The organism is Exiguobacterium sp. s64 (genome assembly GCF_018618035.1).
GTDB lineage: Bacteria > Bacillota > Bacilli > Exiguobacteriales > Exiguobacteriaceae > Exiguobacterium > Exiguobacterium mexicanum_A.
In genome coordinates this window covers 255,018-280,614 of record NZ_JACSLH010000002.1, presented here as the reverse complement: position 1 = coordinate 280,614, position 25,597 = coordinate 255,018, and the positions used below count along the sequence as shown (strand labels likewise).

Sequence of the window (25,597 nt, the reverse complement as noted above, 5' to 3'; positions counted from 1 at the left end):
GACTTTTATCGTACGTGAAATGGATAACAAGCCAATTGAACTTATAAAAAAATAGGGGGAGCGAGTTCGTTTGATCTCGTCGCCCGTTGAACAGAGGAGGAGGCCGTCAGATGAAGTCATCTCAGAGCTTTTCGAAGCTTACTATGCGACTGAATGATACGGTCCGCGCTTCGTTTCAAGAATATCGGTTATTTTGGATTTTCACGCTATTACTTTGGACGAAGACGTACGTAGTTTACCAATTTTTCTTCAATATCCCGATTGAAAACACCGCCCAGGCATTCATCTTGCTGATCAGCCCGATCAGCTCCACACTTTTCTTATTCGCTTTCAGTTTCTTCTTTAAAGGAAATAAGCAGAAGTGGGTATTGTACATGCTCTATGCCGCGGCGTCATTCATCTTGTTCGCTGACGCCGTCTATTACCGCGAGTTCACCGACTACTTGACGATGCCGGTCATCTTGCAACCTTCGAACATGGAGACGTTGTCGACCTCGTTCACCTCATTGTTGGAATGGAAGGACTTGATCATCCTCGGGGATGTGCTCGCCTTGCCGTTCATCTTACGACGCATCAATGCGAAGGCGACGGCGGCCTCTCATCAGAGAGCGCTCGTGACGTTCGCAACAGCGGTCGTCGTTTTCTTGTTCAACTTATCGCTCGCCGAAACGGAACGCCCTGAACTATTGACACGTTCGTTCGACCGGGAGCTGTTGGTCAAAAATATTGGGACGTTCAACTTCCACGTCTATGACGCGATGCTTCAAACGAAGACATCGGCCCAGAAAGCGATGGCCGATGGATCGGAACTGGCGAAAGTTGAGCAATATACCCGTCAACATTACGCGGCACCGAACCCGGACTACTTCGGGAAATATAAAGGCAAAAATGTGATCGTCGTCTCGTTCGAGTCGGCCCAAAACTTCACGCACAACATGAAGGCCTCGAACGGCGAATACATCACGCCGAACTTGAACAAATTGATCGAAGAGTCACACTACTGGCCGAATTATTACCATACGGTCGGACAAGGGAAGACGTCAGACGCCGAGTTCGCACTCGATAACTCGCTCTACGGCCTCCCGCGCGGTGCCGTCTACTTCACGAACGCCGACAACGAGTATCAGGCGCTTCCTGAATTGATCAAGGAAGACAACTACTACTCGGCCGTGTTCCACGCCAACAACAAGTCGTTCTGGAACCGGGACTTGATGTATAAAAATATCGGTGTCGATCAATTCTTCGACGAGAAAAGTTATGACCTCGGGAACCCCGAGGATATGACGGAGTGGGGACTTCTCGACGACAGTTTCTTCGAACAGTCGATCCCGATGCTCGAAGAGTTGCCGGAGCCGTTCTACGCGAAGTTCATCACGCTCACGAACCACTTCCCGTACACGATGCCGAGCGAAGACTATGAGCTCGTCCCGAAATTCGAGACGAACTCGACGACGCTCAACAACTTCCCGCAGGCGCTCGCGTATCAGGATTACGCGCTCGGGTTGTTCATCGATGAGTTGAAGGCGAACGGTATGTGGGATGACACGATCTTCGTCGTCTACGGTGACCATTACGGCATCTCGACGAACCATAACGACGCGATGGCCGACCTGCTCGGGAAAGACGAGTTGACGCCATACGACGTCGCCAAGCTCCAAGCGGTCCCGTTCGCGGTCCACTTACCGGGACAAGCCAAGGGCGAAGTACATGACACGATCGGCAGTCATGTCGACATGAAACCGACGATCCTTCACTTGCTCGGAATCGACACGTCGGACACGGTCGGATTCGGTAGCGACTTGTTATCGGAAGACCGGACGAGCCGCGCCATCTTCCGTGACGGCACCGTTATCACTGAGGAGTATGTCTGGACGCAATCGACATGCTATGACGCCTCGAGTGGTGAAGTCGTTGAGGACGTTTCACTTTGTGGACCGGATAGTGAAGAAGCAGAGAAGATTCTCCAAATGAATGATGACTTGATTTATTCGGATCTGCTTCGTTTTAAAGAACAGACCGAACAGTAAGCAACAGCGCCGTCCCGGCTTAGCCGGGACGGCGCTGTTTGTTATACAAAAAAAGACGACCGAGGTCGTCTTCATGCTCATTAGCCTGGGATTCCACCGTAAATCAATGTCGCGACGCCGAAAAATCCAAATACGAGTACAGTGACCGCGGCGAAAGCCAGTGGAAAGAATTGGCGTTTCTTAACCGAACGGGCCATTCCCCAGATTGCAACGAGTGCAACGATGAGCGAGATCCATCCAAATGGTTCATACAAATGCATGACGAGTTCCCCCTTTATTATACGTCATGAAATTCATAAAAATTTCACTGAAATATCATTATTATTTTATCCGATAATGTACACGCTGTCGAGCAAAGAAAGCCTCCGCTACAATTTTGCCACAATATCGATTAGAATGGGATGTGGAGGTGTTCTGAATGAATATTGTAAAAATCACATCGGGCTTGGCCCAAGAGAACGGATACGTGCTCGAGAAAGACGGGACGGTCCTCATCGTCGACCCAGGTACGGACGATCCGAAATTCTTTGAGGCGGTCGAACGCTTCGGTGGCTTGAACGCCATCTTGTTGACACACGCCCATTTCGATCATATCGGTGGCATCGATGCCCTTCGTGATCGTTACGCCGTACCGGTGTACGTCCATGAAGCGGAACGGACGTGGCTGATGGACGACGAGAAGAACGGGGCGGCGAAGTTCCATCTGCCGAGCGCATCGATGCGTCCAGCCGAACGGGTCTATCAAGGTAAAACGCTCGAAATCGGTGCCTTCACGATTGAGTTGCATCACACGCCTGGTCATTCGCCGGGCAGCGTCACGCTCCACATCCCGACGGAACGCATTGCCTTCTGTGGGGATTTGATTTTCAAACAGTCGGTCGGACGGACCGATTTATACGGTGGCGACCAGGCCACTTTGCTCGGATCGATCGATCGGATGCGACAGCTGTTACCAGGCGAGACTGTGCTCTATTCCGGACATGGGCCGAAGACGACGCTCGAGGCCGAAATCCGGACGAATCCATTTTTCGAGCGATGAATCAAAAAAAGATTGTCTCACGAGGAGACAATCTTTTTTTACATTTGGAAGTTACTCCAATACGTGAAGACGACGAAGAAGACAGTCAAATATGCGCCGAACACGTATACATACGTTTTTTCAGTGAGTTTCAAGTAGCCTAGTGCGACGAAGAAAATAGTTTGAGCTAAAAAGACAAGACCCATTACGACGAAGTCACCACTATGTTCGCTACTGCTTTGATCTCCACCGAGTGCGCCTACGAAAGCAAGCGCCGCGATCAACCCAGTCCAAAAGCCTAGGACACGGAACATTCTCGCCATGTTAATCCCCCCATACGTGCATTATTCCATTCTCATTCACTATTTTACCAACACATTCAGAAAAATGCTATGGAAACGTGTGAATTGAGCAAAATAATCGTGAAAAATATGTGAAATAATTAGGTTGCACAAACTTGTACAAAAAATTAAAAAACTTGTACAAACTATGTACAAAACGGGTATAAGGTTGTATAATCGATTTACACACATCGAACGAATTGGTTCTCAACTTCAAAGGAGGTATTAAAATGGCAAATGAATTGATGTTCTATACGTATCCGAGCTGTACCTCATGCCGTAAGACGAAAGCGTTTTTACAAGAGCAACACCTCGAGGTGAGCGAGCGCCATATCTTCCGGAACGCCCCGACGGTAGATGAGTTGATGACGCTGTTAGCGCTCAGTGAAAACGGTGTCGACTCGCTTCTTGCGACGAGAAGTCAGGCGTTCAAACAACTCGACATCGACGTCGAAGATTTGAAGCTAAGTGAATTGCTCAAATTGATGAGCGACAACCCGAAACTATTGAAACGTCCAATCTTGACGGATGGCAACGAAGTCATTGTCGGCTATGACAAAGCGACAATCGAGGCGTATGCCCGTCGTTTCGAATCAACAACTGCAAACGTATCCTGACACAAGTCCACTTTCCAAGGAGTGGGCTTTTTTTTATGCTCTTATTGAGGTGGTGGAGATGAAACGAGTGATCGAGCGTGTCGTGGGAGCGGCGCGAAATTTGAATGCGAGCGATGTCCATTTTATGCCATACGGAGACGAGGTGATGATTCAAGTTCGCCACGGGACGCTCTTGCATCGACTGGAGTCGATGACACAGTTTGACTACGAACGGTTGACGTTACATATGAAATATTGGTGCTCGCTAACGGAAACGGATCATCGCGTGCCTCAGTCTGGTATGTACGTCGGGACGGAGGACGCGATCCGGGTCACGTTTTTACCTTCATTCGACCATACGCTTATGTCGTGGCGACTCCCGAACGCCTCGTTTCAGTTGTCCGAGTTGCTAGACGATGAGGATGTGAACCGCTTTTTGAAGTTGGCTATGCTCCGACAAGGATTGTTATTGATTGGCGGCGCGACGGGGGCAGGTAAGACGACGGTCCTCTACGCATTTTTGCAAAGTTTGGGCGGCCGCCGAATCGTGACGATCGAGAACCCTCCGGAGAAGCAGGTGCCGGGAGTGATTCAACTCGAGGTCAACCCGAAAGCGGGACTTGACCATCGCAGTCTATTGAAAGAGACACTTCGGGCCGACCCAGACGTCATCGTCATCGGAGAGATCCGAACGAGCGAGGAGTTGCGGGTGGCACACGACGCGGCGCTCAGTGGCCATTTGACGATCGCGACGTTCCACACGGCGAGTGTCGAGGACGGCGAACATCGACTCGAACAGCTCGTCGGCAAGATGGAGGTCGCCCGTCATTGGTGCATCCTGCACCGCGAAGAGGAGGTGAGCTGTTCATGGTCCGAGACCAGATGAGTAAAGACTTATTCACGATCCGTCGCTTTCTCAGGCTGCAGGCCCGTGGTGTCGGATTGAAAAAGACGTTCGAAACACTTGAGCTTCATGAACGAGGCAGAGCAAAACAAGTGATTCGGGACATGCGGCTTCAACTCGAGCAAGGTCGGCCGCTCGCCGAAGTGTTCTCGGGACTCGTCACCGACCCAAGAATGCGTGAGATGCTCGTCACGGCGGAGCGGGGCCATCACTTTTTAGAAGGGCTCGAGCAAGTGCTCGTCTTGTCGACGATGCGCCGAAACCTGCAGCAAGAGCTCAAGCAGCTAGCGCGGTATCCGCTCGTGATTTTGACGATGCTGCTCGGACTCGGGGCGATTTATGCGCTCTATATTTTCCCGAAATTGCTGTCGATGGTGGACGTCGAGGCGCTAGATGGGATAAACGCAATTCTGTTGTCCCGTTGGTTTTTCCCGGGTCTATTCATCGGCTTGTTCGTGACCGGGGCGGCCCTCTACTGGAACGAGAGACGCGGCCGGCTCGTGCCGCTACGTGTCGTCGAACGAGGCAGGCGGCTGTACGTCACGTATTTGTTCGTCAGTGAGCTCTCGCTCTTAAGTGAAGGGCAAGGTTCGGTCCGTCATATCATCGAGCGTTTGTCTCGGGGTGACGGGGAAGTCGCGGCCATCGCGAGACGGATCCATGAGCGTATGTCGGACGGTCTTGAACTCGAAGAGGCGGCCCGGCAAGAACGGTTGCTCGAGCATGAGGTCGTCAGTCTCTTCGGCGTCGGTACGGTGAGTGGTGAGCTGGGATCGATCATGACGTTGCATCGTGATCTCGTGTTTGAAGAGATGGAATTGTATTGGAAACAACTAATCACCAAGGCCGAGCCGGTATTATACGGATTTTTGACGATGATGGTGACAATGATTTTTTACACGATTTATTTGCCGGTCAAATTGATCATGGCCCAACTATAACAAGGAGGAACAACAACATGACACGATTCAAATCAGAACAAGGGTTCACGCTCGTCGAAATGGCTGCCGTCTTACTCATCATCTCGGTCTTACTGTTACTGCTCGTTCCCTCGATGTCAGACGGGAAATCCCGGGCAGATAGTGTCAGTTGTGAGGGGAGTGTGCGCATTGTCGAGTCGGAAATCAACTTGTATTATGCGGAACACAAATCCTATCCGGAGACGTTGGCGGTCATCGAACGGGCCTCGACGGAGAGTCCGCTCGAGTATAGTTGTCAATCGATGGTCTACACGTACGCCCCGACGACCGGTACGTTGACAAAACAATGAGGCAAGACGGATATACGTTCGTCGAGATGGCATCCGTCCTCGTCATCTTGTCGCTCTTGCTGTTGATGACGACCCCGGTCGTCCGTTCGATGGATCGATTGGCCTTGTTTGATTTCACCGAGGCGCTTGTGAGCGATATCAACGAGGTTGGCCAATATCCATACGTTGCCGCCGATGAATCATGTGTGCCGCGTCTACGGTGGTACATAAAAGAACGGCGCTATCAAATCGCCTGTGGGATGACGCCGATCGCATCGCGTGTTGTACCCGATGGGGTCGAGATGAGCCTCCCGGCCACAAGTGAGATCGTCTTCTCACGTACAGCGGCGACGTATGCAGGGCAGTGGAAATTTTATACGGGACCGACGATGGTGACGTTGAAGTTTAGAATGGGGACGTATGAGCCGGAGGTGCTTCGCGTTGAAGGGCGATGAGAAAGGTATCACGTTTTGGGAAATCTGCCTTAGCCTGGCGCTCCTCCTGGCGTGGGTCGGGGTCGTGGCACCTTTTGTCGAGGGCGCGACGGAACGGGTCGACCGTCTCGAAACGACCGTTCGGCGTTATGAGCGGCTTCAAGGGGAGGTGTTGCACGATGCGGTCGAACCGAGCGGACGTACGGAAATCTGTGATGGCGACCTATGTCTCCCGACGCTTTGAGCGGGGGTTCACGTTACTTGAAGTGAGCTTCACGTTGCTCTTGATCCCGCTGTTCGTTGGACTCACGGTTCACTTGTTGGCACTCGGCCAGGCGTTTTATGAGCAACCACGTGACATGGTGCCGACGACGCCCCAACTGATCGTGCGAAAACTTTTCGATAGCCGGGATTGCGTTGTCGAATCGGGACGTCTTATCGGCACATACGTGCGCCCGGACGACACAACGTGGTCGTGGACGCTCAAACAGATCAATCGTAATTTGGTCATGGTCGGAGACGAGGGAGGGAATTTACTATTTTTAAGAGGAATCGAGACGTATCAGGTCGAACCGGTAGGAGAGGGTTTTCGCATCCGGTGGACCGACGCGACCGGCCCCCGCGAGAAGAGCGTGATGTGCATGCGCGCGGATACTTTGTGATGTCGACGTTAATCGTGTTGACGTGGTTACTCGGCGGAGCGATGTTTTGGTATACTGATATGGAACGAACGACCGACCGACTGGCGCTCGATATTTTGGCGATCCGCTTCGAATCACACGTCATGGTCGCCAAACGGTCCTGTGGTCCGTCCGCCGTCACGGTGACAAAACCGACCGGGACGATTAACTGTCGACCGCTCAGCAGCGGGACGGTCGAGGTCGAGATTCGCCTTGAGACCGGAGAACGACATAAAGAGGTGATTTATTTCGATGACTAAACCGTTTTACATCATCGGGTTTATGGGTACAGGTAAATCAAGCTTAAAACGATATCTTGAAAAATCGAATCACGTCGTTGATTTGGATGAGCTGTTCGAAATGGACGTCCAAATGGACATCCCCGCATATTTTGACCGTTACGGGGAGGAAGCGTTTCGCCTGCAAGAAAGTGAGATTTTGCGACAGGCGAGCGCTGCCTATATCGTGACAGGAGGCGGAATCGTCGAACGAGACGAAAATCTCGATTGGATGCGCGAAAACGGTGTCGTCATCGCACTTGATCTACCGTATGAGATGTGTTGGGACCGAATCAAAGACTCGGACCGGCCTCTCGTGCGCCACGGCAAGGCGGCCGTCGAAGCGTTGTACGAACGTCGGCGGCCGCTCTACGCGCGTGCCGATCACGTGCTTGACGCCTCGCTCAGCACAGAAGCAATCGCGCATACCTTATATCGGTTGAAGGAGGAAGATACATGATTTGGATCAATCTCGGCATCATTGTGCTCGCACTAGTCGGGCTCGGTTTGTATGGGTTTTTATTGTACCGTAACAAGATGAAGACGGACGTGCGGCGGGTCACCCGTTTGACGGAACGTTTCCAGATTCGCGCGAACGTCATCCAAGGTCTCGTCAATGAAATCAAGCAACACGTCGATACGGTCAACGCCTCTGTGAAGCAGATGAAGGCCTATTCCGTTAACGTGAAAGACGAGACGATGGAGCTTAAGCAAGCGACGATCGGACTGACGAAAGAAATTAAACGGACAGCTGGAATCGAACGCCCAGACGTTTCCACTGAGACCAAAATATGAAATAATGAGGATGAAAACGTTTTCGTTTTCCATCCTCTTTATTTTTGCCCATTTTGGCTAGGCAGAGCCGCAAAAAATTGATAGAGTGGAATAGAAAACGAAATATTTCACGAAATACATTATTTACGTTCGGGATTGGGGGATAATATGGAGAAAGTATCGTTAAAACGTACGCCTTTATATGATTTGATTTCCGTAAAGGCGAAGATGGTGGATTTTGCGGGGTTTGAGATGCCGATCATGTTCTCGTCGATTAAAGAAGAACATCAGGCGGTGCGTAACGAGGTCGGCATGTTCGATGTGTCACACATGGGGGAGATTCGCATCGAAGGACCGGATGCGCTCGAGAACGTGCAACGTCTTGTCACGAACGATGTGTCAAAATTACAGATCGGTCAGGCGCAGTATAATCTGTTCTGTTTACCGAATGGCGGTGTCGTCGACGACCTGCTCGTCTATCGACTCGATGAAGATGCATTTTGGCTCGTCGTCAACGCCTCGAACATCGAAAAAGACGTGGCCCACGTTCGTCAGTATGTGACGGGTGACGTCACGGTGACCGATGAGTCCGACGCCTATGGTCAAATCGCGATTCAAGGACCGATGGCCGAACACGTGCTGGCCCGCTTGACGGACTTGCCGCTAGCAGACATCAAATTTTTCCGGTTCATGACCGGCGACGTGGCCGGCGTGTCGACCATCGTCTCACGCAGTGGCTATACGGGAGAGGACGGATTTGAACTCTACGCCCGGGCCGAGGACGTGGCCGCAATCTGGTCGGCGTTAGAAGCAGAAAACGTCACTCCATGCGGGCTCGGGGCCCGCGATACGCTCCGTTTCGAGGCATGCTTGCCATTATACGGGCACGAGCTCGATGAGACGGTCACGCCGTTCGAGGCGAACTTGAACTTTGCCGTCAAACTCGATACCGATTTCATCGGCAAGGATGCCCTCGTGAAGCAAAAAGAAGACATCCCGCGCCGCTTAATCGGATTACGCTTGCTCGGGCGCGGCATCGCCCGTCAAGGGGCGACGGTCGAAGTTGACGGGGAGACGATCGGTGTCGTCACGACCGGCACGATGCCGCCGACGGTGAACGAGTCGATCGCCTGGGCGCGTGTCGACCGCCGTTTCGCGGAGGAGACACACTTTATCGTTGAAGTTCGGGGGAAAAAAATAGAAGCCGAACGTGTACCGACACCGTTTTATAAACGTAAATGAAACAGGGGGATTCAGCATGAACAGAATGGAGTTTCGTTATTTACCGATGACAGAGCAAGATGAGCGTGACATGTTGCAGACGATCGGCGTCGAGTCGATTGAAAACCTACTCGAGGATATTCCAGCATCGCTCCGGGAGACGGCTTCTTTAGCGGCCATCGGTGCGCCGCTTCCGGAAGTTGACCTCGTTCGTCATATGACAAAGCTCGCCGAGAAGAACGTGCACACGAAATCGACCCCGAGTTTCCTCGGGGCCGGAATGTACGATCACCTTTCTCCGAGCGTCATGAACCACATGCTTCTCCGTTCCGAGTTCTATACAGCCTATACGCCGTATCAGCCGGAAATCTCGCAAGGTGAACTCCAAGCGATGTTCGAGTTCCAGACGATGATTTGCGAATTGACGGGCATGGACGTGGCCAACTCGTCGATGTACGACGGCATCACAGCCCTTGCTGAAGCAACGTATCTCGCGAGTGCCCATACGAAGAAAAAACGTGTCGTCGTCTCGGGAGCGGTCCATCCGGAAGCGAAGGACGTCATCCGGACGTATGCCGGTGGGCCAGGGCTCACGGTCGAATATACGGACGTTAACGCGGGATTGACCGACGTGACAGACATCGATTTGAAGGACGCCTCGTGCCTCGTCGTCCAATATCCGAACTTTTATGGACGCGTCGAGGACTTGTCAGCCCTCGCGAAAGCAGCGCACGACGCCGGCGCCTTGTTTGTCGTCTCGAGCAATCCGCTCGCGCTCGGGATTTTGGAGTCGCCGGGTGCGCTCGGGGCCGACATCACGGTCGGTGACGCCCAACCGTTCGGGATTCCGCAAAGCTTCGGCGGCCCGTCATGTGGATACTTCGCCGTCAAACAAGCACTCATGCGTAAACTTCCGGGTCGTCTCGTCGGACAGACGGTCGATGAGGATGGCAAGCGCGGCTTCGTCTTGACGCTTCAGGCGCGGGAACAACACATCCGTCGTGACAAAGCGACGTCAAACATCTGCTCGAACCAGGCGCTCAATGCGCTCGCGGCATCAATCACGATGTCTGCCCTCGGGAAGTACGGGATTCGTGACATGGCCGTCCGTAACATGCAAACGGCCCATTACATGAAAGAAACGCTCAAAGCGGCCGGCTATACGGTTATCGATGAAGGACCGATGTTCAACGAGTTCGTTGTCGACTTCGGAATCGATGCGGAGCAAGTATCGCGTCACCTGCTCGACAATGGTATCATCGGCGGTTTGCCGCTCGGGACGTATGAAACGGACCGTCAGACCCAGATGTTGCTCTGCGCGACGGAGCTTCGAACGAAAGAAGAAATCGATTTATTTGTTGAAGTGGTTGGGGGGATGAACTGATGCAACACGAACAAACGCTTATCTTTGAGGTGTCACGTGAGGGGCGGACTGGCTACAATTTGCCGACGCCGACGGTACCGGAAGTCGATTTAGAGACGCTCTTGCCGGCTTCGATGGTTCGACAAGAGGCGGCCGAACTGCCAGAAGTGTCTGAACTCGATGTCGTACGCCATTACACGTCGCTCTCGACACGTAACCACGGAGTCGACTCCGGTTTCTATCCGCTCGGTTCGTGCACGATGAAATATAACCCGAAAGTGAATGAAGACATGGCCCGACTTCCTGGCTTCGCCCATATTCACCCGTTGCAGCCGGTCGAGTCGATTCAAGGGGCGCTCGAGCTCATGGTCGATCTGCAAGAACAACTTGCTGAGATCACTGGCATGGATGAAGTGACCCTGCAACCTGCAGCCGGGGCCCATGGGGAATGGACCGGTCTCATGCTCATCAAGGCGTTCCACCATCACAACGGTGATATGGAACGGACGAAAGTACTCGTGCCTGATTCGGCACACGGAACGAACCCGGCCTCGGCCGTCGTCGCCGGTTTCGAGACGGTGACGGTCAAGTCGGATGAGCGCGGACTCGTCGATTTGGAGGATTTGAAAGCGAAAGTCGGGACGGATACGGCAGCGCTCATGCTGACGAACCCGAACACGCTCGGTTTGTTCGAGGCTGATATTTTAGAGATTGCCAAAGTCGTGCACGAGGCCGGCGGCAAACTGTATTACGACGGTGCTAACTCGAACGCGATTCTAGGCATCGCCCGTCCTGGGGATATGGGCTTCGACGTCGTCCACTTGAACTTGCACAAAACGTTCACAGGGCCGCACGGCGGTGGCGGTCCGGGTTCTGGTCCGGTCGGGGTGAAACGCGATTTGATTCCGTACTTGCCGACGCCAATCGCGCGCCGCTCTGAGTCTGGCTTCACGCTCGATTATGATCGTCCGCAATCGATTGGTCGCATCAAACCGTTCTATGGCAACTTCGGGATCAACGTTCGGGCTTATAGCTACATCAAGACGATGGGTGCGGAAGGGTTGACGCGCGTCTCACGCGAAGCGGTATTGAACGCCAACTATATGTTCGCCCGCTTGAAAGATGCGTTCGATGTGCCGTATGACACGTTCTGCAAGCATGAGTTCGTCTTGTCTGGAAAACGTCAGAAAGCACTCGGCGTTCGGACGCTCGATATCGCCAAACGCTTGCTCGATTTCGGTTATCACCCACCGACGATTTACTTCCCGCTCAACGTCGAGGAGTGCATCATGGTCGAACCGACGGAGACGGAGTCGAAAGAGACGCTCGATGCCTTCTGCGATGCGATGCTCCAAATCGTCAAAGAGGCGGAAGAGAATCCGGAAATCGTTCAGACGGCCCCGCATACGACGGTCGTCAAACGCCTGGACGAGACGCTTGCGGCTCGGAAACCAGTGCTCAAATACGAACGACGCCAACCGTCGTCAATCAATTGAATCCGAACCCGCTCACTATTCGTGAGCGGGTATTTTTCTGGAAATAAAAAAACGTCCCTCCTCGGAGTGAGGAGTGGACGTGGTGGGCAGGTCAGTCTTTCTTGACTTTCCCTTTCCAGTTTTTGAAGCCGCCATCGAGCATGTAAATGTCGGTATAACCATTTTTCATAAGCAATTTGGCCGCCTGGTTCGAACGCGACTTGCCTTGGCAATACATGAGGATCGGCTGATCTTTGCGAAGTTCTTTCATGCGTAGTTTCAATTGGCCGACCGGGATGTTACGGGCGCCGACGATGTGGCCTCCCTTATACTCGTTCGGTTCACGGACGTCGATCAATTGTCCTTTACGGAGCGACGCACGAAACTCTTCTTGTTTCATTTTCTTCAAACCGCGTGCCGGCAAGAAACGCCAGACGATGTATGCGATGAGCGCAGCCCATAGGATGATGACGAGGATAGTTTCGATTCCCATTGATGTTCTCCCTTTCTCTATTAAGTTTCACCAACATCCATTATAAAGAATTTAAGGTCATGAGACAATGATTGACTGATGGATTTACCCGTTCTGCTTTCGGTTTCTAGGTGGTTGCGTTAAAATAGAGGTTGCAGAACGGAACATAAGGGGAGGCTACGCCCATGCCGACACCGAGTATGGAAGATTACTTAGAACGAATTTATTTGCTAATGGTCGAGAAAGGATACGCCCGCGTGTCCGATATCGCCGAACATTTAGGGGTGCATCCCTCCTCTGTCACGAAAATGGTGCAAAAGCTCGACCGGGAAGACTATTTGATTTATGAGAAATATAGAGGACTCATGTTGACGAAAAAAGGTCAAAAAATCGGGAAACGACTCGTCGAGCGTCATGCGATGCTCGAATCATTTTTACGTTTGATCGGTGTCGACGAGGCCCATGTCTACGAAGACGTCGAAGGGATCGAGCACCATTTGAGCTCGAACACGCTTGACTGCATGACCCAGTTCGTCGAATTTTTTGAAGATAAGCCCGAACTGATGGCCCAGTTTCGCGCGTTTCAAGAACTGAATACGAACGACGATGAGTGAGTCTAGATGACCGCGACCGATGAATCGATTCGGGAGCGGTCTTTTTTTATCAAAACGTCTCTAGAACCGAACGATAAAACGTTTTAATTGAATTTTAGTCTGTTTTTGAGTTGTTTTTGTGATAGAATGGGTGCTGGTAAGAAAGATAAGGGGGTGACGGCGAACAATCGCCGACATGATGGATATTCAAATCAAAGGGACACTGTTTGACGAAGCACAAATCAAACAGCGCGTGGCGGAACTCGCTGAACAAATCGAACGGGATGCGGCCGGGACACCAATCGTCCTCGTGGCCGTCTTGAAAGGGTCGCTCGTCTTTGCGGCTGATTTGATGAGACAGATGACGGGCAGTGTCCAACTTGATACGGTGGCGACGTCTTCTTATGGGAAGAAATCGACTTCGAGCGGGAACGTCCAACTCCGGAAAGATTTAGACCTTGATGTCGAAGGGAAGTACGTCGTCATCATCGAAGACATCATCGACACGGGACAGACGCTTAAATTCTTGTGTCAGCATATGACGTTACATCAACCGGGGCAATTGAAGATTTGTACACTTCTCGACAAGCCGGCCCGCCGCCTCGTCACGCTCGACGCCGATTACGTCGGCTTCGAGATCCCGGATGAGTTCGTCATCGGGTACGGTATCGACTATGCCGAACAGTATCGCAATCTACCGTATATCGGTTTCGTCGAAACGGACTGACTTCCGAATCACGACAAAAAACGAACCAGGTCGCCCGTGGCGATCTGGTTCGTTTTCACATGTTCGCTTTCTTTTTCTTCTTGCCTTTCTTCCCCTCGATGACGGTGAGGTGAGGGGCGTCGCTACGATGCGTCGAACGAGCCGGGCGCTTCGAGAGTTTCGTCACGTTTGAACCAGGTTTCGCTTTCTTTTTCGTCGTCGCGGACGGTTTCACTTTAGGGTTCGCACCGGGACGTTGCATCCGTTTTTTGGAAGCCTGAGCGGTCTTCCGGTACCGCATATCCTCGGCTGAGATTTTAGGAGCCATGAACACACGGTAAATCACATAGAAGATTAACCCGAAAATACCGATGAAGAGCAACTGTCTGAACAAGCGACCGGGGTCGGTCGCGAGCATATGTCCGACTCCGATGAAGCCTAAGATGAACACGATCGTGGCAGCGGTCGTACCGATTCTTTGTCTGATCATGGTGCTTTCCTCCTCTTTATCCCTCTCTTTGCGCGGCCGGTTGACCTAGTTCTGAACGTTCCCATGTTTCGAAAGCCTCGATGGCGACGCGGATTTGCTCATCGTTTGGTTCACGCGTCGTCAACAGCTGTAGCGATAGTCCCGGCTTGCCGAGGACGGATAGGAAGCGATGTTCACGAAAACGGTTTGTGAATTGGAGCACCTCGAACGAGATGCCGATGACCACCGGTAACAAGGCGATGCGGCTGACGAGTCGGACCCAGAGCGGATCGATCGGGACGACCATATAGACGCCGATGCCAACGAAAACGGTGAACAGGATGAAGCTTGACCCACAGCGATAGTGGAGGCGTGAGCTCGAGCGGACGTTGTCGACGGTGATCGGTCGTCCGGACTCATAACAGTTGATGACCTTGTGTTCAGCGCCGTGATATTGAAACACGCGTCGAATGAGCGGTGTCAAGGAAATCAAATAGAGGTAACTGAGCAGCAATACTAATTTTATTCCCCCTTCGAGGAGGTTTTGAATCACGTGACCGGACAATGCGGGCACACTTTGGAACATGGCGGCGAGCAGGGCCGGTGTGACGTTAAAAATGAGCTTGCCGAACACGTACGAGATGATCCCGACGACCGCGATCATGATGACCATCAAGATGTTCTGTTTCTTCTCATCCGGTTTCGTCGCCTCGTCCTCGCTCGGATCGACGTCATAGCGGTCACTGGCGAAGTTCATGTGGGCGGAACCGTTTTTGAGCGATTCGTATAAGGCAACCACGCCGCGCAGGAACGGGACTTTCTTTAACGATTGGACCCAGGGGACGAGGATGCGAGGTTGCTCGAACGTCTCGATGGATCCGTCCTTCCGGCGGATTGCCGAGGCACTCTCGGCGCGTCCTTGAAACATGACGCCTTCCACAAGCGCTTGCCCTCCAACGGGGATCAGTGGTTTAGTTTTCATGGCGTTTCCTCGATTCCTACAGTTATATAGTTGAATTATACCGTGATTCACCTAAAAAACGAAACCACATGAACGTCAATTGTCGCTACAACCGTTAAATTTGTTACAATAGAGGCGACTTGACGAACAGGGGGGGGAAGACTTGTGCACATACTCGTCTTGAATGGGCCGAATTTGAATCTACTCGGGAGACGTGAACCGGACGTATATGGTGACGTCTCGTTGAAGGGACTGACGGCGGAGCTGTTGCTCGCCGCGCCAGATGACGTCGAGTTGACGTTCGTCCAATCCAACCATGAAGGCGAACTGATCGACGCGCTACACGAAGCGTACGATTATGTGGGGGTCATCTTCAACGCCGGGGCGTATACACATACGTCAATCGCGCTTCGAGATGCCATCGCCGCCATCAAGGCCCCGGTCGTCGAAGTACATATCTCGAACGTGCATGCACGAGAGTCGTTTCGTCATGAATCCAAGCTCGCCGGCGTCTGTCTCGGCGTCATCAGCGGCTTCGGGTTGACGAGTTACACGCTCGCGTTGCAGGCGCTGATCGAACATTGGAGGAATCGACATGATTGAACGGGTCAACAAACTGCAAGCTCAGCTAGAAGCGAACGGAATTGACGGATTGCTCGTGACGAAACGGGAGAACATCCGCTACTTGTCGGGGTTCACCGGGTCGAGTGGCGTCCTTGTGATCACGCCAAAGTCGGCGAGCTTCATCACCGACTTCCGCTACACGGAACAGGCCGCGAGCCAAGTGAAAGGGTTCGACATCATTGAACACAAGACATCGCTCATCAAGTCGGTCGCAGAAGTCGTGGACCGGGAAGCGGTCGCACGCCTCGGTATCGAGCAAGATGACATGACGGTCGGGCAATTCCGGACGTATGAAAAAGACGTCAACGCCGAACTCGTCGAGACATCAGGCATCGTCGAAAAGCTACGCTTGATTAAGGATGAGTCAGAGATTAAGATAATGAAGGAAGCTGCGGCGATTGCGGATGCGGCGTTCACCCATATCCAGTCGTTTATCCGCCCGGGCCGGACAGAGAAAGAGGTCGCGAATGAACTCGAGATGTTCATGCGTGCTCAAGGAGCCGACTCGTCGTCGTTTGATATGATCGTTGCATCGGGCCATCGCTCGGCATTGCCGCACGGTGTGGCCAGTGATAAGGTCATCGAGGCAGGCGAACTCGTGACACTCGACTTCGGGGCTTACTATCAGGGGTACTGCTCGGACATCACGCGCACGCTCGCCGTCGGAGAGATCTCAGACGAGTTGCGCAACATCTATGATACGGTACTCCGCGCACAACTCGCGGGTGTCGAAGGCACGAAAGCCGGGATCACGGGAATCCAGGCGGACGCGTTGACGCGTGATGTGATCAAAGAAGCCGGTTATGGTGAGTACTTTGGGCATTCGACGGGACACGGTCTCGGCATGGAAGTCCATGAGGCGCCAGGGTTGTCATTCCGTTCGGAGACGGTGCTCGAACCGGGGATGGTCGTCACGGTCGAACCAGGCATCTACATCGCCGGAATCGGCGGATGTCGCATCGAGGACGATATCGTCATCACTGAGACTGGCAATTTCCGTCTCACGCAGTCGCCAAAAGAGTTAATTACGATTGAGGCTTGAGTCTCAGCTCATCTTAGGAGGAAATCAACATGGTATCAGTTAACGATTTAAAAACAGGCTTAACGGTCAAAACGTCGGACGGATCGATTTGGCAAGTCATCGAATTCCAACACGTCAAGCCGGGTAAAGGCGCGGCTTTCGTTCGTACGAAGATGCGTAACTTGCGCACGGGGGCGATTCAAGAGACGACGTTCCGTGGCGGCGAGCGCATCGAGCGTGCCCACATCGAACGTAAGCGTATGCAGTACCTCTACCCGATGGGCGACACGTACGTGTTCATGGACACAGAGTCGTATGAGCAGCTCGAACTCACGGGCGAGCAAGTGAAAGCGGCGCTCCCGTACATGCTTGAAAACATGGAAGTGAGCATCGCTGACTACGATGGCGAGATTCTCGGCATCGAGCTCCCGACGACGGTCGTCTTGACGATTGTCGAGGCCGATCCAGGCGTCAAAGGTGACACGGCATCGAACGTGAAGAAAAATGCGACGGTCGAAACGGGCCACATCATTCAAGTGCCGCTCTTCATCGAGCCAGGCGAAAAAGTAACGGTCGACACGCGCACAGGCGAGTTCACGGGCCGCTATAACGGGTAAGGCAAAGGGTGTCCATTCTTCGGAATGGGCTCTTTTTTTGTCGTTGCATTCACTGGTCTGACCAGTTATAGTAGAGTAGAGATTAGTACCAGGTATAAACAGGGGGTTATTTCATGCAAATCGAACATATTAAAGAGCTGATCACAATGCTCGATCAGACGTCCGTCCACGAGCTGGAGCTCGAGACGTCAGAATTTAAACTATCATTGAAAAAAGAAGCGGCCCCGCAACTCGCCGCCCATCATACACCAGCCGCCCAAGCGGCGCCGGTCGCTGCACCTACACCGGCCGCTCAAACGGAGCAAGCAGTCACACCGGAAGCGGCCCCGAGCAACTTACGGACGATCACGTCGCCGATGGTCGGGACGTTCTATTCGCGCCCGGCACCGGACAAGGAGGCCTACGTCCAAGTCGGCGATCGCGTCGAAGCTGGACAAGTGGTCTGTATTTTAGAAGCGATGAAGCTGTTCAATGACGTCGAGGCGGAAATCAGCGGAGAAATCGTCGAGATGCTCGTCGCTGACGGCGATTTAGTCGAATATGGTCAAGCGCTCTTCAGCGTGAAGTGAGGTGTCTATGAAACTACTCATTGCAAACCGTGGAGAAATTGCGGTCCGGATCATCCGGGCCGCGAAAGAGTTGAACATTCCGACGGTCGCCGTCTTCTCCGAGGCCGACCGTGAAGCGCTACACGTCCGTCTCGCCGACGAGGCGTACTGCATCGGACCGAACCCGTCCAAAGACTCATACTTGAATATCCCGAACATCCTATCGGTCGCTTGTGCGGTCGATGCGACGATGATTCATCCGGGTTACGGTTTTTTGGCCGAAAACGCCGAATTCGCCGAGATGAGCGAGGCGTGCGGCATCCAATTCGTCGGACCGAGCAGTTATGCGATTCGGAAGATGGGCATTAAAGACGAAGCGAAGCGAACGATGATCGAGTCGGGCGTTCCGGTCGTCCCGGGATCGAGTGGGGTCGTGACCGACGAGGAAGCGGTCGAACTCGCCCGTGAAATCGGTTATCCGGTCATCATCAAAGCGACGGCCGGAGGCGGAGGACGCGGAATCCGTGTCGCCTATGATGAGACAGAGCTTGTCAAAGGGCTCACGGATACTCGTAAAGAAGCGAAGCAGGCGTTCGGCAACGGCGACGTCTATCTCGAGAAGTACATCGAGTCGTTCCGCCACGTCGAGGTGCAAGTGCTCGCCGACCAGTACGGCAACGTCATCCATCTCGGAGAACGTGATTGTACGATTCAGCGCCGGATGCAGAAGCTGATCGAGGAGGCACCGTCGCCGGCGATCGATGAGGCGACGCGCCAAGCGATGGGAGATGCGGCCGTGAAAGCGGCCAAAGCGATCCGTTATTCTGGTGCCGGTACGATCGAGTTCATCTACGTCCCGGAGTCGAACGAGTTCTATTTCATGGAAATGAACACGCGAATCCAAGTCGAACATCCGGTCACCGAGATGATCACCGGCTTCGACCTCGTCCAAGCACAACTCGAGGTCGCGCTCGGTCATCCGCTCGCGATCAGTCAAGCCGACATCACGTTCAGCGGACACTCGATCGAGTGCCGCATCAACGCCGAGGACCCGTTTGCCGACTTCCGTCCGATGGCTGGGAAAATTGATCAGTACATCGTGCCGGGCGGTATGGGTGTCCGGGTCGACAGCGGTCTGTTCTCAGGCGCGGTCATCCCGCCGTTCTATGATTCGATGGTGGCGAAGTTGATCGTCCATGCCCCGACGCGGGAAGAGGCGATCGCGAAGATGCTTCGCGCGCTCGATGAGTTCACGGTATCGGGCATTCATACGACGATTCCATTCCATCAACAAGTCATGGCGCACGAACGTTTCCGAGCGGGCGCGTTCGACACGAAATTTGTCGAAAAAGAAATGACGCTCACAAAATGAACCGTACCAGGAAGCCCGAACATTATTTGGGCTTCCTGGTTTTTTGTACTGAATTTATGGAGGCTTTATGCTAAACTATCACAATGAAAGCATGCAAAAGGAGAGTATCTGAATGAAACGTCATGAAGCACGAGAAAAAGCGATTCAAACGCTTTTTCAAATCGAAGTATCAAAACTTAAGGTGGACGAGGCCATCGAATTCGCCCTCGACGGTATGGATTCGGATCCATTCTACGAACAACTCGTCGTTGAGACGTTAGAAAAGAAAGACGAAATTGACGAACTGCTCGTCGAAAACTTGAAAAACTGGAGACTCGATCGCCTCGGCAACGTCGAGCGGACGATTCTCCGCATGGCGACGTACGAGTTGCTCTATGTCGAGACGATTCCGGACAAAGTGACGATCAACGAGGCGGTCGAACTCGCCAAGTCGTTCGCCGACGAAGAAGCGGCCAAGCTCGTCAACGGCGTCCTCGGCAACATTATTAAAGCGTAAACGAAGAGAGAGAAACGCGTCATACAAATAGAGAAGACACCACACCAACTACAGAGAAACCTAAGATAACGGGGGATGAGAGAGATGGCAGTAGTGATCGACGGGAAACAAATCGCAGCATCATATCGGGAAACGTTGAAAGAACGGGTCAGTGCGCTTCGTGCGCGCGGCATCGTTCCGAAACTGAAAGTCATTTTAATCGGGGATGATCCGGCGAGCCACAGCTACGTCCGGGGTAAAGAACGGGCAGCAGCTGAGATCGGGATCGATTCACAAGTGATTCGTTTCGATGAGACGATCTCGGAACGTGAAGTGCTCGAACTGATTGATTCGATGAACGAGGACGACGAGCTCCATGGCATCCTCGTTCAATTGCCACTACCGAAGCATATCGATGAGAACCGTGTCATCATGCGCATCTCGCCAGACAAGGATGTGGATGGGTTCCAGCCGACCAACGTCGGGAAGATGATGCTCGGTCTCGAGACACTGTTGCCGTGCACGCCGCACGGAATTCTCCATCTCGTCAAGACACAGACTGACCTCGTCGGTAAACACGTCGTCGTCGTCGGTCGCAGCCAAATCGTCGGGAAACCTGTCGGGATGCTGTTTTTGAACGAGTCGGCCACGGTGACATACTGTCACTCGAAAACGGTCGATCTCGGTGCGATGACGCGTCAAGCCGACATTTTGATCGTCGCCGTCGGTCGGGCCGGTCTCGTCACGAACGAGATGGTCAAACCGGGAGCGATCGTCATCGATGTCGGTGTCAACCGCGTCGACAGCCGTCTCGTCGGAGATGTTGACTTTGATGGGGTCCGCGACGTCGCTGGCGCCATCACCCCGGTTCCGGGTGGTGTCGGTCCGATGACGATCACGATGCTCATGCACAATACGGTCGAGGTCGCCTCACGTGGCTAATCCGATTCAAGTCTCTGAAGTCGTCCGTTATGTGAAACGTCAACTCGACGGTGACCCGGTGTTGCAACAAGTCGCCGTCATCGGCGAAATCTCGAACTTTAAACGGTACGCCTCAGGGCACTGCTATTTCACACTGAAAGACGAATCGTCCCGCATGAAGGCGGTCATGTTCTCACGAGATGCCCGCACGCTCAACTTTGAACCTACGGACGGGATGAACGTGGTCGTCGTCGCTCGAGTGACGATGTATGAGTCGACCGGTGATGTTCAATTGTACGTCGAGCTCATGCGGCAAGACGGCATCGGCATCTTGTTCGAACGCTATGAGGCACGAAAACGTGAGCTCGAGGCGAAGGGCTGGTTCGCGGCGGAACGGAAACGTCCGCTACCGGCGTTCCCTGAGCGCATCGGAATCATCACGTCTCCGAAAGGCGCAGCCTTGCACGATATCGCGACGACGCTTAGACGGCGGGCACCGCACGTGGCCATCACGTTCGCTCCTGTCGCAGTCCAAGGTGAACAAGCCGCTCCGCAAGTGGCGAGTGCGATTCGGTGGATGAATGAACGCACCGACTGCGATGTATTGATTGTCGGACGCGGAGGTGGATCGATCGAGGAATTGTGGGCGTTCAACGAGGATGTCGTCGTCGAAGCAATCTACGATTCCGAGATTCCTGTCATTTCGGCCGTCGGTCACGAGACAGATTTTACGTTGGCTGATTTCGTCGCCGACGTACGGGCTGCCACTCCGACAGCGGCGGCGGAGCTCGCGACGGCAACAATCGAAGCGCAACGAAAAGATGTGGAGCGCTTAAGTCGCGCACTCACGCGGGTCGTGACGACGCAAATGGCCTCGCTTCGCGAACGTGTCGAGCGCATGAAAAACAGTTACGGCCTCAAGTCGCCCCGCTATACGATCATTCAAAAGCGAGAGCGGTTCGCCCAGGCCGAGATTCGGCTCGAACAGAGTGCCACGAAACAAGTGACGCACGCGCGGCACCGTTTCGCAGCGTCGTCCCAACGCCTCGACGTCCGCAATCTGATGCAAGTGTTCCGAACGCAAGACGACCGTTTCCGGCAATATGAAGGACGGTTAGAACGCATTCGACCTCTCGAGAGACCGGCGGTTCAATTCGCCCAGTTGGCAGGACGATTGCAATCTGTCAGCCCGCTCGCCGTGCTCGCGAGAGGATACACGTTCGTCGAACAGGACGGGACGTACGTGAAAGATGTCAAACAACTACATGACGGCCTGGTGACGATCCGATTTCGGGATGGCCATGCCGTCGCGGAAGTGAAGGAGAGACACGATGGCGAAGAAACAAGAAGAACTGACGTTTGAAGCGGCGCTCGCCCGGCTCGAGGAAATCGTGACACAACTCGAGACGGGAGAAGTCGCCCTTGAAGAAGCGATGACCCTTTACGAGGAAGGCGTGCGATTGTCTGCCCTCTGTCAGACCAAATTGACGGCGGCGGAACAAAAAATGGACGAAATTCTTGAACTCGACGGGACGCTCCGTGAAAAAGGAGGGACCGTATGAGCGTGCAGGTCCATCTAAAGGCATGGAAAGAAGAGGTCGAACAGGCGACGCGTCGCTTGCTCGATCCGTCTCTGATGCCGGAGCGCTTGTTTCAATCGATGACATACTCCCTCGAGGCGGGGGGGAAACGGATTCGTCCGGCCCTTCTTTATGCCGTCCTCGATACATATGGCCGTCCGCGGGCGCTCGGGCATGAAGCGGCCGTCGCACTCGAGATGGTCCACACCTACTCGCTCATCCATGATGACCTTCCGGCGATGGATGACGATGACGTCCGTCGCGGGCGTCCGACGAACCATCGTCAGTTCGATGAGGCGACCGCGATTCTCGCAGGCGACGCCTTGCTGACGGATGCGTTTCATCTCATCGCACGGGCCGATTTGGAAGCGACGAAAGTCGTCGCCCTCATGACAGGGTTCAGTGAAGCGGCAGGTAGCGCCGGCATGGTCGGCGGTCAGCTCGATGACATGCTCGCTGAGAAACGGAGCGGTGTGACACTGTCGACTCTGCAATCGATCCATGAGCGGAAGACGGGGGCGCTTCTCGTGTATGCCCTTGAAGCGGGGGCCATCCTTTCGGACGCTTCCGAGACGGATCGTCAGGCGCTTGCACGGTTCGGAAAACATCTCGGGGTCGCCTTCCAAATCCAAGATGATATTTTAGACGTCGAAGGAGACGAGGCGCTCATCGGGAAACGAGTCGGTTCGGACGAAGGAAACGATAAAGCGACGTATCCGAAACTGCTCGGTCTCGATGGAGCGAAAAAAGCGCTGGAACAAGAAGTCACGGAAAGTGAGGCCGCACTGGCCGAACTTTCGGTCGAGGCCCCACTTTTACGGGAGCTTCTCGACTTCGTCGTACGACGCAATCATTAATCTCGGTGACACGATGAGCACATCGTGTCACCTTTGTTTTTGTGAATGTATAGCATCTATGGACACATTCTTGTAAAATGTAAGGTACGAATCAGTAATAAGACAGGAGAAAGGATGGTCATCATGGACTTGACATCCATTCAAGACCCGTCATTCTTAAAAAAGATGTCGGTACCCGAGTTAGAAGCGCTCGGCGCAGACATCAGACGGTTTTTGATTGAAAAATTGGCTGAAACGGGAGGGCACTTGGGACCAAACCTAGGGGTTGTCGAATTGACGCTTGCCTTGCACCGTGTATTTGACAGTCCGAAAGACCAACTCGTATGGGACGTGGGGCATCAAGCGTACGTCCACAAAATCTTGACAGGACGAACGAGTCAGTTCGATACGCTGCGTCAATACAACGGCTTATGCGGATTCCCGAAGCGTTGTGAGAGCAATCATGACGTCTGGGAGACGGGGCACAGCTCGACGTCCTTATCGGCCGCGATGGGAATCGCCATCGCGAACGAGTTGAAAGGACGCTCGAACGACCGGGCCATCGCCATCATCGGGGACGGGGCGCTAACTGGGGGAATGGCGCTCGAAGCGCTCAACCATATCGGCGCCGAGAAACAAAATGTCATCGTCATCTTGAACGATAACGAGATGTCGATCGCGCCGAACGTCGGCGCGATGCACAACATGCTCGGCCGGATGCGGTCGTCACGTAAACTGAAACACGCCCGTGAGGAAGTCGAGACGCTCATCAAACATATCCCCATCGTCGGCAACTCGCTCGAACGGAGCGGGGAACGCGTGAAGGATATGCTGAAATCAGCGCTCATCCCAGGGACGTTCTTCGAAGAGCTCGGATTCACGTACTTCGGACCGACGGACGGTCACGATTTACGCGACCTGCTCGAGACGCTCGAGTACGCCAAGAAAATCGATGGACCGGTCATCGTTCACGTCATCACGAAAAAAGGCAAGGGCTATCGTCCGGCCGAACTCGATGGTGTCGGCACGTGGCACGGTCTCGGACCGTATAAAATCGAGTCGGGAGAAGTCATCAAAGGCAAGGTCAAAGGACCGAGCTATTCGAAGGTCGTCGCTGAGACGATCACGAAAGTCGCCGAGACGGACGAGCGCGTGACACTCATCACACCAGCGATGAGCGTCGGCTCGAAACTTGATTGCTTCAACAAGCAATTCCCGGAGCGGATGTTTGACGTCGGCATCGCCGAGCAACATGCGGTCACATTGGCCGGAGGACAGGCGACACAAGGCTTGAAGCCGGTCGTCTCGATCTATTCGACGTTCTTCCAACGCGCCTATGATCAGCTCGTGCACGACATTTGCCGTCAAAACTTGAACGTCGTCTTCACGATCGATCGTTCTGGTCTCGTCGGAGCGGACGGGGAGACGCACCAAGGCGTGTTCGATATCGCCTTTATGCGCCACGTGCCGAACATTCGCATCTTGATGGCGAAAGACGAAGAGGAATTGCAACATCTCGTCTATTCGGCGCTGAAGTATGATGACGGTCCAATCGCCGTCCGTTTCCCGCGCGGCGAAGGAATCGGGACACCGATGAGCGAGACGCTCCGCGAATTGCCGCTCGACGTCTGGGAGACGGTCGCGGACGGAACGGATGTCGCCATCTTGACGTTCGGTCCACAAGTGCAAGACGCGCTTGAAGTGCGTGCACTGCTTGAAGGGCAAGTGAGCGTCCGTGTCATCAACGCTCGTACGATCAAACCGCTCGACGACGTCATGCTCTCCGCTTTATACGCGGAAGGCATCCCGCTCGTCACGTTAGAGGAAGCGGCGCTCGCCGGAGGTTTCGGCAGCAGTGTGCTCGAACATGCGAGCGATGCCGGGCAGTTCCCGCGTGTGCTCCGACTTGGCATTCCGGACCGCTATATCGAACACGGCGGCGTCAATCAATTGCTCGAAGAAATCGGGCTCCGTCCGACGCAAATCGCTGACTCGGTTCAGCAGTTCGTTCAAGTGACAAATCGACAGAATGTGTGAGGAAC

General features: G+C 53.6%; 33 protein-coding genes. 28 read left to right on the top strand and 5 right to left on the bottom strand.

Going from position 1 to position 25,597, the window contains the following annotated elements; genetic code table 11:
* Positions 1-110: 110 nt before the first annotated feature.
* On the top strand, positions 111-2,027 hold the full coding sequence (locus KNP64_RS05045; RefSeq protein ID WP_138859256.1) for an LTA synthase family protein: 1,917 nt from the start codon (positions 111-113) through the stop codon (positions 2,025-2,027).
* Positions 2,028-2,107: 80 nt separating this feature from the next.
* On the opposite strand, the gene KNP64_RS05040 is transcribed toward KNP64_RS05045, so the two are convergent.
* Positions 2,108-2,287: a DUF2759 domain-containing protein gene (locus KNP64_RS05040; protein ID WP_214791886.1), complete on the bottom strand. Its 180-nt coding sequence runs from the start codon at positions 2,285-2,287 to the stop codon at positions 2,108-2,110.
* Between the two features lie 158 nt (positions 2,288-2,445).
* On the opposite strand from KNP64_RS05040, the gene KNP64_RS05035 reads away from it, so the two are divergent.
* Positions 2,446-3,066 (top strand): MBL fold metallo-hydrolase, encoded by a 621-nt coding sequence (locus tag KNP64_RS05035; protein ID WP_034778027.1) that lies wholly within the window; start codon positions 2,446-2,448, stop codon positions 3,064-3,066.
* 38 nt (positions 3,067-3,104) lie between these two features.
* Here the strand turns inward: KNP64_RS05035 and KNP64_RS05030 are convergent, their stop codons facing one another.
* A complete protein-coding gene (locus KNP64_RS05030) occupies positions 3,105-3,368 on the bottom strand; it encodes a DUF2626 domain-containing protein (RefSeq protein ID WP_021067727.1) in 264 nt (87 codons plus the stop codon).
* Between the two features lie 248 nt (positions 3,369-3,616).
* Here KNP64_RS05030 and KNP64_RS05025 point away from each other — a divergent pair, with 248 nt between their 5' ends.
* The 13 genes from KNP64_RS05025 to gcvPB all read left to right on the top strand — a co-directional run bounded on the left by KNP64_RS05025 (position 3,617) and on the right by gcvPB (position 12,381).
* Positions 3,617-4,003: a Spx/MgsR family RNA polymerase-binding regulatory protein gene (locus KNP64_RS05025; protein WP_052090134.1), complete on the top strand. Its 387-nt coding sequence runs from the start codon at positions 3,617-3,619 to the stop codon at positions 4,001-4,003.
* A gap of 58 nt (positions 4,004-4,061) precedes the next feature.
* Positions 4,062-4,868, top strand: coding sequence for an ATPase, T2SS/T4P/T4SS family (locus KNP64_RS05020; RefSeq protein WP_034778024.1), 807 nt, complete (start codon positions 4,062-4,064; stop codon positions 4,866-4,868).
* Positions 4,850-5,827 (top strand): type II secretion system F family protein, encoded by a 978-nt coding sequence (locus tag KNP64_RS05015; RefSeq protein WP_214791888.1) that lies wholly within the window; start codon positions 4,850-4,852, stop codon positions 5,825-5,827. Before KNP64_RS05020 ends, KNP64_RS05015 begins: the two co-directional genes overlap by 19 nt.
* Positions 5,828-5,844: 17 nt before the next feature.
* Positions 5,845-6,156 carry a prepilin-type N-terminal cleavage/methylation domain-containing protein gene (locus KNP64_RS05010; protein ID WP_034778021.1) on the top strand — a complete coding sequence of 104 codons (312 nt, stop codon included), beginning with the start codon at positions 5,845-5,847 and terminating at the stop codon, positions 6,154-6,156.
* Entirely contained in the window at positions 6,153-6,590 is a 438-nt protein-coding gene (locus KNP64_RS05005) for a prepilin-type N-terminal cleavage/methylation domain-containing protein (protein WP_138859259.1), read from the top strand. The genes KNP64_RS05010 and KNP64_RS05005 overlap by 4 nt, the downstream gene beginning before the upstream one ends.
* Positions 6,577-6,813, top strand: coding sequence for a hypothetical protein (locus KNP64_RS05000; protein WP_138859260.1), 237 nt, complete (start codon positions 6,577-6,579; stop codon positions 6,811-6,813). Before KNP64_RS05005 ends, KNP64_RS05000 begins: the two co-directional genes overlap by 14 nt.
* Positions 6,749-7,231: a prepilin-type N-terminal cleavage/methylation domain-containing protein gene (locus KNP64_RS04995; protein ID WP_138859261.1), complete on the top strand. Its 483-nt coding sequence runs from the start codon at positions 6,749-6,751 to the stop codon at positions 7,229-7,231. The genes KNP64_RS05000 and KNP64_RS04995 overlap by 65 nt, the downstream gene beginning before the upstream one ends.
* On the top strand, positions 7,231-7,509 hold the full coding sequence (locus KNP64_RS04990; RefSeq protein WP_214791890.1) for a hypothetical protein: 279 nt from the start codon (positions 7,231-7,233) through the stop codon (positions 7,507-7,509). The genes KNP64_RS04995 and KNP64_RS04990 overlap by 1 nt, the downstream gene beginning before the upstream one ends.
* Complete coding sequence (locus KNP64_RS04985) at positions 7,502-7,987, top strand: shikimate kinase (protein ID WP_034778010.1); 486 nt, start codon at positions 7,502-7,504, stop codon at positions 7,985-7,987. The genes KNP64_RS04990 and KNP64_RS04985 overlap by 8 nt, the downstream gene beginning before the upstream one ends.
* Positions 7,984-8,322, top strand: a complete 339-nt coding sequence (locus tag KNP64_RS04980) for a hypothetical protein (protein WP_034778008.1) — start codon at positions 7,984-7,986, stop codon at positions 8,320-8,322. The genes KNP64_RS04985 and KNP64_RS04980 overlap by 4 nt, the downstream gene beginning before the upstream one ends.
* A 147-nt stretch (positions 8,323-8,469) precedes the next feature.
* Positions 8,470-9,543, top strand: coding sequence for a glycine cleavage system aminomethyltransferase GcvT (gene gcvT / locus KNP64_RS04975; protein WP_138859263.1), 1,074 nt, complete (start codon positions 8,470-8,472; stop codon positions 9,541-9,543).
* Between the two features lie 25 nt (positions 9,544-9,568).
* Positions 9,569-10,906, top strand: a complete 1,338-nt coding sequence (gene gcvPA, locus KNP64_RS04970) for an aminomethyl-transferring glycine dehydrogenase subunit GcvPA (RefSeq protein ID WP_214763585.1) — start codon at positions 9,569-9,571, stop codon at positions 10,904-10,906.
* Complete coding sequence (gcvPB, locus tag KNP64_RS04965; protein WP_214753118.1) at positions 10,906-12,381, top strand: aminomethyl-transferring glycine dehydrogenase subunit GcvPB; 1,476 nt, start codon at positions 10,906-10,908, stop codon at positions 12,379-12,381. The genes gcvPA and gcvPB overlap by 1 nt, the downstream gene beginning before the upstream one ends.
* A gap of 91 nt (positions 12,382-12,472) precedes the next feature.
* On the opposite strand, the gene KNP64_RS04960 is transcribed toward gcvPB, so the two are convergent.
* Positions 12,473-12,853: a rhodanese-like domain-containing protein gene (locus tag KNP64_RS04960; RefSeq protein WP_034778003.1), complete on the bottom strand. Its 381-nt coding sequence runs from the start codon at positions 12,851-12,853 to the stop codon at positions 12,473-12,475.
* A 164-nt stretch (positions 12,854-13,017) separates the two neighbouring features.
* On the opposite strand from KNP64_RS04960, the gene mntR reads away from it, so the two are divergent.
* Positions 13,018-13,446, top strand: a complete 429-nt coding sequence (gene mntR / locus KNP64_RS04955; RefSeq protein ID WP_034778001.1) for a transcriptional regulator MntR — start codon at positions 13,018-13,020, stop codon at positions 13,444-13,446.
* A 178-nt stretch (positions 13,447-13,624) separates the two neighbouring features.
* A complete protein-coding gene (gene hpt / locus KNP64_RS04950; protein WP_138860290.1) occupies positions 13,625-14,152 on the top strand; it encodes a hypoxanthine phosphoribosyltransferase in 528 nt (175 codons plus the stop codon).
* A 55-nt stretch (positions 14,153-14,207) separates the two neighbouring features.
* Here hpt and KNP64_RS04945 read toward each other — a convergent pair whose 3' ends face one another.
* On the bottom strand, positions 14,208-14,621 hold the full coding sequence (locus KNP64_RS04945) for an SA1362 family protein (protein WP_034777995.1): 414 nt from the start codon (positions 14,619-14,621) through the stop codon (positions 14,208-14,210).
* Positions 14,622-14,637: 16 nt separating this feature from the next.
* Positions 14,638-15,582 (bottom strand): DUF1385 domain-containing protein, encoded by a 945-nt coding sequence (locus tag KNP64_RS04940; protein WP_214711441.1) that lies wholly within the window; start codon positions 15,580-15,582, stop codon positions 14,638-14,640.
* Positions 15,583-15,726: 144 nt separating this feature from the next.
* Between KNP64_RS04940 and aroQ the strand changes: the two genes are divergently transcribed.
* From aroQ to dxs, 11 genes are all read left to right on the top strand, one after another.
* Positions 15,727-16,164, top strand: a complete 438-nt coding sequence (gene aroQ, locus KNP64_RS04935; protein ID WP_138859267.1) for a type II 3-dehydroquinate dehydratase — start codon at positions 15,727-15,729, stop codon at positions 16,162-16,164.
* Entirely contained in the window at positions 16,160-17,227 is a 1,068-nt protein-coding gene (locus tag KNP64_RS04930; protein WP_371815282.1) for a M24 family metallopeptidase, read from the top strand. Before aroQ ends, KNP64_RS04930 begins: the two co-directional genes overlap by 5 nt.
* Positions 17,228-17,256: 29 nt before the next feature.
* Positions 17,257-17,823, top strand: coding sequence for an elongation factor P (gene efp, locus KNP64_RS04925; protein ID WP_021067706.1), 567 nt, complete (start codon positions 17,257-17,259; stop codon positions 17,821-17,823).
* Between the two features lie 113 nt (positions 17,824-17,936).
* Entirely contained in the window at positions 17,937-18,392 is a 456-nt protein-coding gene (gene accB / locus KNP64_RS04920) for an acetyl-CoA carboxylase biotin carboxyl carrier protein (RefSeq protein ID WP_138859268.1), read from the top strand.
* Positions 18,393-18,399: 7 nt separating this feature from the next.
* Positions 18,400-19,743: an acetyl-CoA carboxylase biotin carboxylase subunit gene (accC, locus tag KNP64_RS04915; protein ID WP_251126298.1), complete on the top strand. Its 1,344-nt coding sequence runs from the start codon at positions 18,400-18,402 to the stop codon at positions 19,741-19,743.
* A gap of 112 nt (positions 19,744-19,855) precedes the next feature.
* The gene (nusB, locus tag KNP64_RS04910; RefSeq protein ID WP_138859270.1) at positions 19,856-20,239 is read left to right on the top strand and encodes a transcription antitermination factor NusB; all 384 of its coding nucleotides are present in this window, start codon (positions 19,856-19,858) and stop codon (positions 20,237-20,239) included.
* Between the two features lie 84 nt (positions 20,240-20,323).
* On the top strand, positions 20,324-21,160 hold the full coding sequence (locus KNP64_RS04905; protein ID WP_214791896.1) for a bifunctional 5,10-methylenetetrahydrofolate dehydrogenase/5,10-methenyltetrahydrofolate cyclohydrolase: 837 nt from the start codon (positions 20,324-20,326) through the stop codon (positions 21,158-21,160).
* Positions 21,153-22,502, top strand: a complete 1,350-nt coding sequence (xseA, locus tag KNP64_RS04900; protein ID WP_138859272.1) for an exodeoxyribonuclease VII large subunit — start codon at positions 21,153-21,155, stop codon at positions 22,500-22,502. Before KNP64_RS04905 ends, xseA begins: the two co-directional genes overlap by 8 nt.
* A complete protein-coding gene (gene xseB / locus KNP64_RS04895) occupies positions 22,471-22,701 on the top strand; it encodes an exodeoxyribonuclease VII small subunit (RefSeq protein ID WP_034777980.1) in 231 nt (76 codons plus the stop codon). The genes xseA and xseB overlap by 32 nt, the downstream gene beginning before the upstream one ends.
* Complete coding sequence (locus KNP64_RS04890) at positions 22,698-23,576, top strand: polyprenyl synthetase family protein (protein WP_214791898.1); 879 nt, start codon at positions 22,698-22,700, stop codon at positions 23,574-23,576. The genes xseB and KNP64_RS04890 overlap by 4 nt, the downstream gene beginning before the upstream one ends.
* 123 nt (positions 23,577-23,699) lie before the next feature.
* Entirely contained in the window at positions 23,700-25,592 is a 1,893-nt protein-coding gene (gene dxs / locus KNP64_RS04885; protein ID WP_214791900.1) for a 1-deoxy-D-xylulose-5-phosphate synthase, read from the top strand.
* Positions 25,593-25,597: the final 5 nt, after the last annotated feature.